13 protein-coding genes are annotated in these 14448 nt (G+C 31.9%); 9 read left to right on the top strand and 4 right to left on the bottom strand.

Annotated elements, in window-relative coordinates:
* Positions 1 to 2 precede the first annotated feature (2 nt).
* Positions 3 to 1007 (bottom strand): recombinase RecA, encoded by a 1005-nt coding sequence (gene recA / locus BWR22_RS00435; protein WP_076731480.1) that lies wholly within the window; start codon positions 1005 to 1007, stop codon positions 3 to 5.
* A gap of 526 nt (positions 1008 to 1533) precedes the next feature.
* Here recA and trhO point away from each other — a divergent pair.
* From trhO to BWR22_RS00415, 4 genes are all read left to right on the top strand, one after another.
* Positions 1534 to 2601: an oxygen-dependent tRNA uridine(34) hydroxylase TrhO gene (gene trhO, locus BWR22_RS00430; RefSeq protein WP_076731479.1), complete on the top strand. Its 1068-nt coding sequence runs from the start codon at positions 1534 to 1536 to the stop codon at positions 2599 to 2601.
* A gap of 351 nt (positions 2602 to 2952) precedes the next feature.
* Entirely contained in the window at positions 2953 to 4230 is a 1278-nt protein-coding gene (locus BWR22_RS00425) for a PSP1 domain-containing protein (RefSeq protein ID WP_076731478.1), read from the top strand.
* A complete protein-coding gene (locus tag BWR22_RS00420; protein ID WP_076731477.1) occupies positions 4220 to 4705 on the top strand; it encodes a gliding motility lipoprotein GldH in 486 nt (161 codons plus the stop codon). Before BWR22_RS00425 ends, BWR22_RS00420 begins: the two co-directional genes overlap by 11 nt.
* Before the next feature lie 83 nt (positions 4706 to 4788).
* A complete protein-coding gene (locus BWR22_RS00415) occupies positions 4789 to 7143 on the top strand; it encodes a penicillin-binding protein 1A (RefSeq protein WP_076731476.1) in 2355 nt (784 codons plus the stop codon).
* A 74-nt stretch (positions 7144 to 7217) separates the two neighbouring features.
* Here the strand turns inward: BWR22_RS00415 and BWR22_RS00410 are convergent, their stop codons facing one another.
* Positions 7218 to 7808 carry a carboxymuconolactone decarboxylase family protein gene (locus tag BWR22_RS00410; protein ID WP_076731475.1) on the bottom strand — a complete coding sequence of 197 codons (591 nt, stop codon included), beginning with the start codon at positions 7806 to 7808 and terminating at the stop codon, positions 7218 to 7220.
* A 59-nt stretch (positions 7809 to 7867) separates the two neighbouring features.
* On the opposite strand from BWR22_RS00410, the gene BWR22_RS00405 reads away from it, so the two are divergent.
* Genes BWR22_RS00405 through BWR22_RS00385 form a run of 5 tightly spaced genes read left to right on the top strand, consistent with a single transcriptional unit; the run spans position 7868 to position 13152 of the window.
* Entirely contained in the window at positions 7868 to 8290 is a 423-nt protein-coding gene (locus BWR22_RS00405; RefSeq protein WP_076734328.1) for an OsmC family protein, read from the top strand.
* 51 nt (positions 8291 to 8341) lie between these two features.
* Positions 8342 to 10033 carry a single-stranded-DNA-specific exonuclease RecJ gene (recJ, locus tag BWR22_RS00400; protein WP_076731474.1) on the top strand — a complete coding sequence of 564 codons (1692 nt, stop codon included), beginning with the start codon at positions 8342 to 8344 and terminating at the stop codon, positions 10031 to 10033.
* A 25-nt stretch (positions 10034 to 10058) separates the two neighbouring features.
* Positions 10059 to 11132, top strand: coding sequence for an OmpA family protein (locus BWR22_RS00395; protein WP_076731473.1), 1074 nt, complete (start codon positions 10059 to 10061; stop codon positions 11130 to 11132).
* Positions 11133 to 11185: 53 nt separating this feature from the next.
* Positions 11186 to 12445, top strand: a complete 1260-nt coding sequence (locus tag BWR22_RS00390) for an MFS transporter (RefSeq protein ID WP_076731472.1) — start codon at positions 11186 to 11188, stop codon at positions 12443 to 12445.
* A gap of 47 nt (positions 12446 to 12492) precedes the next feature.
* Positions 12493 to 13152 (top strand): peptidoglycan-binding domain-containing protein, encoded by a 660-nt coding sequence (locus BWR22_RS00385; RefSeq protein ID WP_076731471.1) that lies wholly within the window; start codon positions 12493 to 12495, stop codon positions 13150 to 13152.
* On the opposite strand, the gene BWR22_RS00380 is transcribed toward BWR22_RS00385, so the two are convergent.
* Positions 13149 to 13901 (bottom strand): UDP-2,3-diacylglucosamine diphosphatase, encoded by a 753-nt coding sequence (locus BWR22_RS00380; RefSeq protein ID WP_076731470.1) that lies wholly within the window; start codon positions 13899 to 13901, stop codon positions 13149 to 13151. The genes BWR22_RS00385 and BWR22_RS00380 overlap by 4 nt on opposite strands.
* 5 nt (positions 13902 to 13906) lie before the next feature.
* Positions 13907 to 14356, bottom strand: coding sequence for a 6-pyruvoyl trahydropterin synthase family protein (locus BWR22_RS00375; protein ID WP_076731469.1), 450 nt, complete (start codon positions 14354 to 14356; stop codon positions 13907 to 13909).
* Positions 14357 to 14448 lie beyond the last annotated feature (92 nt).

Below are 14448 nucleotides of genomic sequence, written 5' to 3'. Positions count from 1 at the left end.
AATTACATATCGTCTTTAATTGCTTGTTTTATTTTTTGTTCAAGCTCTTCAAATAGTTCCGGATTGTCTTTTATAATAGCTTTTACAGCGTCTCGACCTTGTCCTAATTTGGTGTCTTCATAACTAAACCAAGAACCTGCTTTCTTTACAATCTCTTTTTCTACGGCAACATCTAAAATTTCACCAACTTTGCTAACACCTTCACCATACATTATATCAAACTCAGCTAATTTAAAAGGCGGTGCTACTTTGTTTTTAACAACTTTAACTCTTGTTTTATTACCCATTACCGAACCGTCTGTACCTTTTATTTGGGTAGAGCGTCTAATGTCTAATCGTACCGAAGCATAAAATTTAAGTGCATTACCACCAGTTGTAGTTTCTGGGTTACCAAACATTACACCAATTTTTTCACGTAATTGGTTAATAAAAATTACTGTACAATTGGTTTTACTAATAGATGCTGTTAATTTTCTTAGAGCTTGAGACATTAAACGAGCGTGTAATCCCATTTTACTATCTCCCATTTCACCTTCAATTTCACTTTTTGGTGTTAAGGCTGCAACAGAATCTACTACAACTATATCAATAGCTCCAGAACGAATTAAATTATCTGCAATTTCTAATGCTTGCTCACCATTATCTGGTTGTGAGATTATTAAATTGTCTATATCAACACCTAATTTTTCAGCATAAAAACGATCGAATGCATGTTCTGCATCAATAAATGCTGCAATACCTCCTGCTTTTTGAGCCTCTGCAATGGCGTGTAATGTTAATGTTGTTTTACCAGAAGATTCTGGACCGTAAATTTCTATTACTCTTCCTCTTGGATATCCACCAACACCTAAAGCAATATCTAAACCTAAAGAACCAGAAGGAATGGCTTCTACATCTACAACTGCAGCATCACTCATTTTCATTACAGTTCCTTTTCCGTAGGCTTTATCTAATTTATCTAAAGTTAGTTTTAGTGCTTTTAATTTTGCGTCTTTTTCACTGCTCATAATCTTTTTTTTATCTATTTGTTGTGCTAAAATACCACTTTTTTAATCTTTTTTTTAATTTCTCACGCAACCTTTTAAACATTTTTACATCTACTAATAAAGGTGGGAAAATTTTGGCTATGAAAAAGAAAAATTAACCTCACTTTTTAAACTATCATGTTCAATTTTTAAGTGTAATAACATGAGATATTTAAAAAAAATATTAACATCAAAAACATTAGGTGTTTCAGTAGCCGTTTTAGTAAACAGCAGCTGTAAAGCCGATGGAGGTTAGCTCGTTAAATTTTTTAGAAATAAAAAAAATTAATAACGAGTTAGTCTATTAAAAGTCCTTTGCAAAGTGCAAAGGACTTTTTTTGTTTAAAACTAAAAGTAAATCAATCAAAAATTTATTTTATAAGTTTTAAATATTTTGAAGCTGCTTTTAACTTAATTACCAACATCTTTAATAAGTTCAAGCTTGTTCAGTTCATTAAATATAGTACCTTTGCAAAAATTATTCTTTAACCTTAAAAACTAGTATAGCATGCAACTGTACAACAAATTAAGCGCCAAAGAAAGAGCAGAGCTTATAGAAAAAGCAGGAAAAGATCGTTTAACATTATCGTTTTACGCTTATGCTCAAATTGGCAATCCACAACAATTACGCGATAATTTATTTATTAAATGGGACAGTTTAGACGTTTTAGGACGTATTTACATTGCTCATGAAGGTATTAATGCGCAACTTTCTTTACCAGCCGATAATTTTGAAGCTTTTAAAACACATTTAGATAGCATAGATTTTTTAAATGGTATCCGCTTAAATATTGCTATCGAGCAAGACAATATGTCTTTTTTAAAGCTAAAAGTTAAAGTGAGAGATAAAATTGTAGCCGATGGTTTAAACGACGATTCTTTTGATGTTACAAATAAAGGAATACATCTTTCAGCTAAAGATTTTAACGAGATGCTGTCTAACCCAAACACAGTTTGCGTAGATATGCGAAACCATTACGAAAGCGAAATTGGTCATTTTGATGGAGCTGTTACTCCAGATGTAGATACATTTAGAGAGAGTTTAGATATTATTGAAGCAGATTTACGAGAACATAAAGAAGACAAAAACCTTTTAATGTATTGTACTGGAGGAATACGTTGTGAAAAAGCGAGTGCTTATTATAAGCATAAAGGTTTTAAAAACGTATATCAATTAGAAGGCGGTATTATAGAATATACTAGACAAGTAAATGCAGAAGGTATAGAGAATAAATTTATTGGAAAAAACTTTGTTTTCGATGATAGGCGTGCCGAAAAAATAAGTGACGATGTTATAGCAAAATGTCACCAATGCGGTAGTCCTTTCGATGTGCATACCAATTGCGCAAACGATGCCTGCCATTTACTTTTTATACAATGCGATAGTTGTAAAGAAGAAATGAATAATTGTTGTTCAACTACATGTCAAGAAATACATGCTTTACCATTTGAAGAGCAGAAAGCATTAAGAAAAGGACAAGGAAATAGTAATGATATCTTTAAAAAAGGAAGAGCAGACCACTTACCTTATAAAAAAGATTTGAGAAATATATTTGAAACCTTTAAAAAAGAATAATTGCTCAATACATAAACTATATTTAACCTCGCAAATTTTAAAATCTGTGAGGTTTTTTTATAAATTTAATTGTTTTGTTTGCTTAAAAAATGGACACATTATATTTTATAAGATTTTATTTATAACAACTTAATAAACAAATATTTAAAGTGAAATTAAATAAGATTTAAAATCCAAAACATTTAAATTTTTTAGGTCATAATAATAATCTTATCTTTACCGTTAGCTTTTATATAAAGCTGAAAAGAGTTTACTTCAGTTAAAATAAAAGAATATTAATCGTCTTCTGAATTCATGTTAGAACCTTGTAATTAAGTATAATATGTTCAGAATCAATATATAAATACAAATATGGCTTGCACAAGTTGTACAACTAAAGACGGCTCACCTAAGGGCTGCAAAAATAACGGTACTTGTGGTACAGACAGCTGTAATAAACTAACCGTTTTCGATTGGTTAGCAAATATGTCTGTTCCTAACGGAGAAAAACCTTTCGATTTTGTTGAGGTTCGTTTTAAAAACGGAAGAAAACATTACTATAAAAACACAGAAAATTTAACTTTAGCAATTGGAGATATTGTTGCAACACAAGCACAAGCAGGTCATGATATTGGAATGGTAACCTTAACAGGTGAATTAGTACGCGTTCAAATGAAACGCAAAAAAATAAAAGAGAAGCCAGAAGATGTTTTAAAAATATATAGAAAAGCATCACAAAAAGATATCGATATTTGGAGCGATGCACGCGATAAAGAAGAACCTATGAAGGTTCGAGCTAGACAGTTTGCTATTGACTTAAAGCTTCAAATGAAGATTTCAGACATTGAGTTTCAAGGCGATGCAAGTAAAGCAACTTTTTATTATACTGCCGAAGAACGAGTAGATTTTAGAGAACTTATTAAGGTTTTTGCAAGAGAGTTTAGAACACGAATAGAAATGAAACAAGTAGGTTTCAGGCAAGAAGCCTCAAGACTTGGCGGAATTGGTTCTTGTGGTCGTGAGTTATGTTGTTCTACATGGTTAACAGATTTTAGATCTGTAAGCACAAGCGCAGCTCGATATCAACAATTATCCTTAAATCCGCAAAAATTAGCAGGGCAATGTGGTAAATTAAAATGCTGTTTAAACTACGAATTAGATTCATATCAAGATGCCTTAAAAGCATTTCCAAAAACAGACACAAAATTATATACAGAAAAAGGCACCGCAGTTTGCCAGAAAACAGATATTTTTCAAGGATACATGTGGTATGCCTACGAAGGAGAGTGGATGAACTGGCATAAAATAACAACAGATCAAGCTAGAGAAATTATAGAGTTAAATAAGAAAAAACAAAAAATTGCTAGCTTAGAAGAATACGCATCAGAGTTAATAGAAGAGGCTAAAGTTGAGTTCGAAAATGTAGTAGGGCAAGATAGTTTAACACGTTTCGATAGTCCAAAAGGCAATAAAAAACGTAGAAATAACAAGAACAGAAACCGTAATAAAAAAAACAATTCAAATACAAACCCAAACAATAATACTAATAAAAGGCCTCAAAATAAAAAAACCAATAAGCCAAAACCAAAACCAAAATCTAGGCCAAGGCCACAAGGAAAGTCTCAAAACAATACCAAGAATGCAAAATAAAACGTTTTACTTTTTTTTATTTTTAAGCTTATTTTTGTGGTCTTGCGATTCCAAAAGTGTATTCGATGATTATGAAACAGTTCCAGAAGTTTGGAATAAAGATAATACTGTAAGCTTTAAAGTAAATCCACCAGACTCAACAAAAGCATATAATCTATTTGTAAATTTACGTAATACTAATGCCTACAAATACAGTAATATATTTTTAATTGTGGAAATGAATTTTCCTCATGGAAAAAGTATTGTGGATACTTTAGAATATAAAATGGCAAAACCTAATGGAGAATTTTTAGGAACAGGTTTGTCAAGCATAAAAGAAAATAAATTATGGTATAAAGAAGGTGTTATTTTTAACGAAACCGGAGAGTATACAGTAAATATAAATCACGCTATGCGTGAAAATGGAGAAGTTAATGGTATCGCTAATTTAGAAGGTATTACAGATATTGGCTTTAGAATAGAAAAAACAGAATAAATATAATTTTTGCAGCATAATTTAGCTTTGTTAATTACTGTAGAAATAAATTAAAATATTAAATATTAGGCACTTATTTATAAATGGCAAAGACAACAACAAAAGATAAACAAGAGCATCAAGGTTTCGAAAAATACGTGCGTTGGTTTTGGATGCTTTTTTTAGGAGGTATATTATCTTTCACACTACTATTTTTATTAGCTTCTTGGAGTGTTTTTGGAGAAATGCCAGACCATACGGTATTAGAAAACCCAAAAACAAATTTAGCTACAGAAATTATTTCTAGCGATGGTAAAACAATAGGGAAATTTTATTTTGACGATAATAGAACTCCAGTAAAATACGATGAACTTCCTAAAAACTTAGTAGAAGCTTTAGTAGCTACAGAAGATGCAAGATATTACGAGCATTCTGGAATTGATGGAAGAGGAACGTTAAGAGCTATTTTAAAACCTGGAAGTGGTGGAGCTAGTACAATTTCTCAACAATTAGCAAAAAACTTGTTTCATGGAGAAGGCTCAAGAAATATTGTTATGCGTGTCCTTCAAAAAGCAAAAGAATGGATTATTGCTATTCGACTTGAAAGACAATATACTAAAGAAGAAATTATTGCAATGTATTTAAACATTGTAGATTTTAATAATAATGCAGATGGTATTCGTTCTGCATCAAATATTTATTTCGATAAAGAACCACAAGATTTAAGTGTTAAAGAATCAGCCATGATTGTTGGAATGTTAAAGAATCCTTCTTTATACAATCCAAGACCAAATCGTAATCCAGTAGGTGTAAAAAATAGAAGAAATGTTGTATTATCCCAAATGGAGAAATATGGCTACATTTCTGAAGCAACGAAAGATTCACTTCAAAAAACAGAATTAGATTTAAAATATTCTCCACAATCTCATAGAGATGGTACAGCCACTTATTTTAGAGAATATTTAAGAGCTTTCATGAAAGATTGGGCAAACGACAAAGCAAATAGAAAGCCAGATGGAACTAAATATAATATTAATAGCGATGGTTTAAAAGTCTTTGTTACTATAGACTCTCGTATGCAAAAATATGCAGAAGAAGCAGTAGGCAGGCATATGCCAAGATTACAAGCAGAATTTTTTAATCAAAATACACCAGAAAGAAACCCAACAGCTCCATTTTTAGACCTTACTAAAGAAGAAGAAAAAGATTTAATGACAAAAGCGATGCGTCGTGGAGAGCGTTGGAGAATTTTAAAAAACCAAGGTAAAAGTAATAAAGAAATTGAAGCTTCTTTTCAAGTACCTACAAAAATGACTGTATTTAAATGGGAAAACGGTAAAGCTAGCGAAGTGGATACCATTATGAAACCAATAGATTCAATGCGTTATTACAAGTCGTTTTTACGTACAGGAATGATGAGTATGGATCCGCAAACAGGTCATGTAAAAGCGTGGGTTGGTGGTATGAATTATAGACACTTTCAATTCGATATGGTTAAACAAGGTAAACGTCAGGTAGGTTCAACTTTTAAACCGTTTGTTTACGCTACTGCAATAGACCAATTACACATGTCGCCTTGCGATAAATTACCACTATCTCAAATAACTATTGAAGCCAATAAATATGGTAATCCAGAACCTTGGTCGCCAAGTAACGATGGAGGAGATTATGGAGGAGATAAAACGCTTAAAGATGCTTTAGCAAATTCTGTAAACACCGTTACAGCAAGGTTAATGGATAAAGTTGGGCCGCAACCAGTAGCAGATTTAGCAAGACGTTTAGGTGTAACTTCAGAGATTCCAGAGGTGCCTTCTATTGCACTAGGAACACCAGATATTAGTGTTTACGAAATGGTTGGAGCATACTCTGCTTTTGCAAATCAAGGTGTGTATACAAAACCTGTAATGATTGAGCGTATAGAAGATAAAAACGGAACTGTTCTATTTCAATTTACACCAGAAACTAGAGATGTTTTAAGTGCAGAATCTGCTTATGTAACCGTTAAGTTAATGGAAGGTGTAGTACAATCTGGATCTGGAAGTAGATTAAGAGGTAAGTGGAGAGGAAACCAAACGGTCTATAAGGAGATTATAACAGGTTATCCTTACGAATTAAATAATCCAATTGCAGGAAAAACAGGAACTACACAAAACCAAAGTGATGGTTGGTTTATGGGTATGGTACCTAACTTAGTAACGGGAGTTTGGGTTGGTGCAGAAGATAGAGCTGCTCACTTTAAAAGTATTACCTACGGTCAAGGCGCAGCAATGGCATTACCAATTTGGGGAATGTACATGAAAAGTTGTTACGAAGATGAATCGCTTGAAGTTTCAAAAGGAAATTTTGAGAAACCAAAAGACTTATCTATTGAAGTAGATTGCGATAAATATCAAGCCGATAATCCAGATGGAGATAACGATACTCCAACAGATGATATACCTGATGGTTTGGAGTTGTAGAAATTAATATTATAAAACAAAAAGCCCTTAAAATAATTATTTTAAGGGCTTTTTGTTTTTAAGTGCAACATTAATTAAACATGCTTTCCAACCTCAAAACCATGTTTTCCTAAGTATTGATTCCCGCTATCAATAGCATCACCTTCAAGTGTTGTTCCCATAGAATCGTTCCAACGGTTTAAGTATCCAAATAAAGAAATTACACCAAGCATTTCTACAATTTCACCTTCGGTCCAATGTGTATGTAAACGTTCTTTTATATCAGCATTAACTGCATTTGGTACTTGCGAAGCAGCTAAAGAAAAATCTAAGGCAGCACGCTCAGCCTCGTTAAAAGCAGGATGCGTTCTATACTCCCAAATATTGTCTAACTGTTCTTGTTCTGCACCGTAACGCTCTGCTGCTCTAATAGCATGTGCTTGGCAATAACGGCAACCAGTAGCATTACTAGAAACCCATGCAATCATACGTTTTAAGGCTGAGGTTACACGACCTTCATTTGCCATTACAGCTTTATTTAAATTTATAAATGCTTTAGAAATAGCAGGTCTACGTTGCATGGTTAGCACAGAGTTAGGACAAAAGCCTAAAGTTTCATTAAAGAACTCTGCTAGTTTTTTAGTTTCTAAGTCGTATTCAGCATCTAATGGTGTAACTAATGGCATATATTTGTTTTTTAATAGTATTTTTGAAAGTATCTAAATTAACAAAAAAATATTCAATTATGGCAGATAAAGTAACAACTGTTTGGAAAGAAAAAATGATTTTTGAAAGCGATAACCCAAGTGGATTTAACTTTAACTTAGGTGTAACAGAAGAGGAAAACGATCCTTACAAACCATTAAGACCTAAGGCAGCAATGTTATCGTCTTTAGCAGCATGTTCTGGTTTAGATGTTGTTTCTGTTGCCGAAAAAATGAAAACAGAGTTTTCAGATTTCAACATTGAAGTTTCTGGAGAACTAACAGAGGAACACCCAAAAACATACCATACAGTAACTGTAGATTATCATTTTTATGGTAAAGATTTAAACGAAAAAAAAATAAAAAAGGCTGTAGATTTATCTATTGAAAAATATTGCGGTGTTATGGAAATGTTTAGGCAATTTGCAACAGTAAAAACTAAAATTCATTACCATTCAATTTAATAAATTGTTTACAATAGCGATACTGCTTAAAACCTAAACATCATATTTTTAATGCGTTGGACTTTAAAACCTAAACCAAATCAAGAAACTGTACAATTTTTACAACATGCGTTACAAGTAGAAGAACCTGTTGCTTCACTTTTAGCACAACGCGGTATTGAAACCTACGAGCAAGCAAAAGATTTTTTTAGGCCTAATTTAAAAGATTTGCACAATCCTTTTTTAATGAAGGATATGCAAAAAGCGGTCGAGCGTATTGAAAAAGCAATAGAAAACAACGAAAATATTTTAGTGTATGGTGATTACGATGTAGATGGTACAACTGCCGTATCACTTATGTCATCATATTTAAAAAGTGAATATCCAAATGTAGCGACATATATTCCAGACCGTTATAACGAAGGTTACGGCATTTCTTTTCAAGGTATTGATTTTGCCGAAGACAATAATTTTACATTAATTATAGCCTTAGATTGTGGTATAAAAGCGATAGATAAAATCGCTTACGCGGAAGAAAAAAACATAGATTTTATTATTTGCGATCACCACAGACCTGGAGAAAACGTACCAAATGCAGTAGCCGTTTTAGACCCAAAACAAACCGATTGTAATTATCCTTACAAAGAATTGTGCGGTTGCGGTGTAGGTTTTAAACTTATACAAGCATTAGCTTCAAAAAAAGGAAAAAACGTTGAAGATTTAAAAGAGTATTTAGACTTGGTTGCTACAGCCATTGGTGCAGATATTGTACCTATTACAGGAGAAAATAGGATATTAGCTTACTTTGGTTTGCAAGTTATAAATAGTGCTCCAAGAGCTGGTTTTAAGGCGATAATAAATCAAATAAAAAAAGAAACACTTACCATTACAGATGTTGTGTTTGTAATTGCACCAAGAATAAATGCTGCAGGTAGAATGAAACATGGGCAATATGCTGTAGATTTATTAACCGAAACTAATGTAGAAACAGCCCAAGTTTATGCTCAAGAAATTGAAGATTTTAATACTGATAGACGTGCAGCAGATAAACAAATTACAGTAGAAGCATTACAACAAATAGAAGACAATAACGAAAAAGATCGTTTAACCTCTGTTGTTTACCAGCCAGATTGGCACAAAGGCGTTATTGGTATTGTTGCTAGTAGATTAATAGAAACGTATTATAGACCAACATTAGTATTCACTAAAAGTGGCGACAAATTAGCCGCATCGGCACGTTCTGTAAAAGGCTTTGATGTTTACAATGCTTTAGAGGCTTGTGCAGAACATATAGAACAGTTTGGTGGCCATAAATACGCTGCAGGCTTAACACTTAAAGAAGAAAACTACGAAGCCTTTAAGCAAAAGTTTGAACAAGTGGTACAAGCGACAATAGACAAAAGATTGTTAACTCCAGAAATTACAATAGATAGACAAATTGAACTTAACGATATTTCAGATAAATTCTACAGAATATTAAGTCAGTTTGCACCTTTTGGCCCAGGAAATATGTCTCCTGTTTTTATGAGTGACAATTTGCATGATACTGGTTATGGCAAATGCGTTGGCGAAGACAATAAACATTTACGAATAACAGTAAAGCAACCCAATAGCAACCCAATAGTATGCATTGGTTTTGGTCTTGGAGACAAACTTAATTTAATTAAAAACAACAACCATTTTAAAGCTGTTTATTCTATAGATGAAAATGAGTGGCAAGGCAATGTGAGCTTGCAGTTGAAGTTGAGAGATTTACAGGAATAATTTATATTTTTTCGTTATAACTAATATGAAATTAAAAATCACGTTACTATTTGTTTTGGTCTTAGGAATAATTAATGCTCAAAATTTAGTAATAAATCCAAGTTTTGAAGAGTATAAAAAATGCCCAAAAAACTATAGTGAGTTTAATAATAATGTTTTAAGCTGGACTACAGCAAATAAAGGTACTAGTGATTATTATAATAATTGTAATACTACTTTTGGCAGTTTTAATCCGCGAGGTTTTCAGAACCCTCAAAATGGTGATGGTTTTGCAGGAATTGTTACTTATTACGAAGACAGATACAGTGCTGTAAGACATTACAGAGAGTATGTTCAAGGTGAGTTAAAAACACCTTTATTAAAAAATAAACGTTATTCCTTAAAAATCAGGATAAGTCTTGCAGATGAGTCTAATTTTGCTATCAATCAATTATCAGCCGTTTTTTTGGAGCATCCAATTAATATAAAAACTAAATCTTTTATTGATTTAAAAAACTTGAAAAAGGACTCTGTTATTTATAGTGAGGTATCTTTTAAAAAAGACACATATTTTACTACTAAGAAAAACTGGGTGACATTAGAAAAAAACTTTATAGCAAAAGGAAATGAAAAATATATTTGCTTTGGGAATTTTAATTCAAATGAAGCAACAGAAAAAATTAAAATAGGAAAATATTTTCTTCCTATAGAATCTTATTATTTTATAGATAATATAAAAGTTTCTCCTTTAGATACACAAGGTTTTTTAGCAAACAATCTTTACGCTTTTAGTAATGTTTTATTCGATTTTGATAAAGTTGTATTATTAAGTTCTTCATTAAAAGAATTAGATAAATTATACATTCATTTAAAAGAAAATAAACATCTTAATATAGAAATTTATGGCCACACAGATAATGTTGGAACTTTAAACCGTAATGAAGAGTTATCACTGCAACGTGCTCAATCTGTTTCAAATTATTTAATTAATAAAGGTTTAAAAAAAGAAAGAATACAATGGTTTGGTTTTGGTAGCTCTAAACCATTAGTAGAAAATTCTTCAGAAGATAATAGAGCAAAAAACAGACGCGTTGAGTTTAAACTAATTGAAAAAAAATAAAATATAAGCACGTGTTACTTTACTTTTGTAACTTTTAAAATTATAAATTTTTAATGTCTAAAAACGATCCTTACGCAGCACTTAGGTTTAAAGAGTTTAACCTTTTTTTAATCATGCGTTTTTTATTGGTTTTTGCTTGGTCTATGCAATTTATTGTTATAGAATGGCAAGTTTATGCTTTAACTAAAGATCCTTTATCGCTTGGTATTATAGGTTTAATGGAAATTATTCCAGCTTTTACAATGGCATTATTTGCAGGACATATTGTAGACCAACGCGAGAAACGAAATTTACTTGCTATTTGCTTAGCTGCATTTTCAATTATAAGTTTTGCTTTGTTTTGGTTAACGTCAGACACTGTTTCTCAAAGCTGGTCTAAAGACAGTTTGTTATATTCTATATATGCTTTAGTGTTTTTTGGTGGTTTTTTACGTTCCTTTTTTGGTCCAACTATTTTTTCTTTAGTTGCTTTAATTGTGCCTAAAAAAATATATCCAAATGCAGCAACATGGAATAGTTCTACTTGGCAAATGTCTCGTGTTTTAGGCGTTGCCTTTGCTGGTTTTTCTATTGGTTGGATTGGTGTGCATTATTCATTATGTATTGTTTTTGCCTTGGTTATGGCGGCATTATTTATGGTTTTTCAAATTTCTAGAAAACCAATATTAAATCCTAAAATTGGAGAACCTGTAATGCAAAGTTTAAAAGAAGGTGTAAGCTTTGTGTTTAAAACAAAAGCCATTTTAGGAGCTATAACACTAGATATGGTTTCGGTTTTATTTGGTGGAGCAGTGGCACTTTTAGCTGTTTTTGCCGAAGATATTTTAAAAGTTGGTCCGCAAGGTTTTGGTATTTTAGTCGCCGCGCCATCGGTTGGTGCTTTTTTAACCATGTTAGTTACTGCATATATTCCAATAAGTAAAAATGCCGGAATGAAACTGCTAGTAGCTATTTTTGGCTTTGGAGTTTGTATTGTAGTTTTTGGTTTATCATCAACCTTTTGGATTTCTGTTGTGGCACTGTTTTTTAGTGGTGTAACAGATGGTGTTTCTATGGTTATTAGGCAAACCATTCTTCAGCTTAAAACACCAGATAATATGCGTGGTCGTGTATCGTCTGTAAATTCAATGTTTGTTGGTAGCTCTAACGAGTTAGGCGCTTTTGAAAGCGGATTAACAGCAAAACTTATGGGTACAGCTACTGCCGTTGTTTTTGGTGGAAGTATGACGCTAATTACGGTTGTTACAACTGCTATTGTATCTCCAAGTTTTAGGAAACTTGATTTAACTAAAGATTTTGAAGCAAACAATTAAAACCAAATTCCCTTATATTTGTTTAAACCTTTTAATATTAGACACCAATGAAAAAAATACTCTTCTTCATAATTGCTATTATTATTTTAATGTTTGCTTATTCAGAATATAAAGAATACCAACGTTTTCATCCAGAAAATGCAAATTTAAAGGTATCTGAAACAATAGATGTAAATTACTACAATCAAGAAGTAGTTTATAATTATTATGATGCTTTAGAAGCAGCAAATAATTATATGCAAATGCAATGGAGTGCAAACGGTATTGATGTTAGAAGTCCAGAAGATGATGATGAAGAAACTGTTTTAGCTGTAGCCGAATATGGAAAAAAAATTGCTAAATTAAATTATTTTAAAGCTGTTTTGGAGCAATCTAAAACTTTAAAAAGTAAAGGATTAAGCAACAACGATATTAAATTTTTTGAATCTGAAGGTGTTTCTATTGCAGAATACAATAAAACTAAAGCTGAAGAGGATTTTAAAAAAGAAATACTTAGTATGTTACCTCAAAAACCGTTGTATTCTGGAGAAAAAAGTGTTTTTGTATATGAAATGCAAAAGCTTTTAGTAAAAAAAGGTTTCGATATTTCTGTAGATGGTGTATATAAAAATATAACGTCTGAAGCTTTAAAAAGTTTTGAAGAAAAGCAAAATTTGTTTCCTGATGGAAAAATTGATGTAATAACGTTAAAAGCTTTGCTTAACTAGTATTCTTTTAATTCCATAGTTTCACCATCAAACACTCCATAAGTGTAATAACTTATCCAGTCTCCTAAATTTATATATCGAGATTTAGAGTTAAGAGCGATATCTAAAGGTAAATGTCTATGTCCAAACACAAAATAATCTCTGTGTTTGGTTTCTAGTTTTCTTTTACAATATTGTACTAGCCACTCTTTGTCTTCACCTAAAAATATAGCATCATCATCTCCAGAAATCATTTTGTTTTTAACCGAAAGATACTGTGCTATACGCATACCAAAATCTGGATGCAGCCATCTGTATAACCATTTAGATATTGGGTTTGTAAACACTTTTTTCATGCGTTTATAACCTTTGTCTCCAGGACCTAATCCATCTCCATGGCCAATAAAAAACGTGGTATTATTGAAAGTGTACTCTTGTGGTTTGTGGTAAACAGGAATGTTTAGTTCTTCTTCAAAATAACCATTCATCCATAAGTCGTGATTACCAACAAAATAATATATAGGGATTCCAGAATCACTAATTTCGGCAAGCTTACCAAGTGTTCTTGTAAATCCTTTTGGAATAACAGTTTTGTATTCCATCCACATATCAAACAAATCACCTAAAAGGAAAATTACTGCTGCATCTTTTTTTATTTCATCTAACCAAGCTACAAATTTTTGTTCGCGAGGCAAAGACTGCTCTTTTGTTGGAGCACCAAGATGATTATCTGACGCAAAATATATTTTTTTTCCTTTTGGAATTTGCATAGTAATTAATTTTCACTCGCATACCACTCTGCATAAGAACTCTCTGTTTCTTGTAATTTTAGCGAGTGTAATTGAATATTTTCTGGTAAACGTTTTTTAATTTTTTTAGCAAAATCGATAACCATCATTTCACTTGTTGGTTGGTAATCTACTAAAAGTACGTTATGACCTCTGTTTTGTAGTTCTCTTGCTAAATCAACGTGTGGTGTGTTTTTGTTAAAAACAGTTGCATGATCGAATACATCAACAATCTCTTCTTTAACTATTTTTTTTAAATCTGAAAAATCAATAACCATCCCAAACTTAACATTTGTATTATCGGAAATTGGCTGCCCAAAAACAGTAACAGACAGTTTGTAGCTGTGACCGTGAACGTTTTTACATTTTCCATCGTACCCGTAAAGTGCGTGGCCTGTTTCAAAAGTAAAAAGTTTAGTTATTCGAATGTTTCCCATTATCTGCGGTTTTTATATCTATTATAAACGTAAATTATAATGATAATAAAGGCTAGTACTGCAAAAAAACCACTACCTCCTAAAAAGTTTAA

Origin of the sequence: Lacinutrix venerupis (assembly GCF_001971745.1) — a bacterium.
GTDB classification, from domain to species: Bacteria; Bacteroidota; Bacteroidia; order Flavobacteriales; family Flavobacteriaceae; genus Lacinutrix; species Lacinutrix venerupis.
This window is presented reverse-complemented; position numbering and strand designations above follow the sequence as displayed.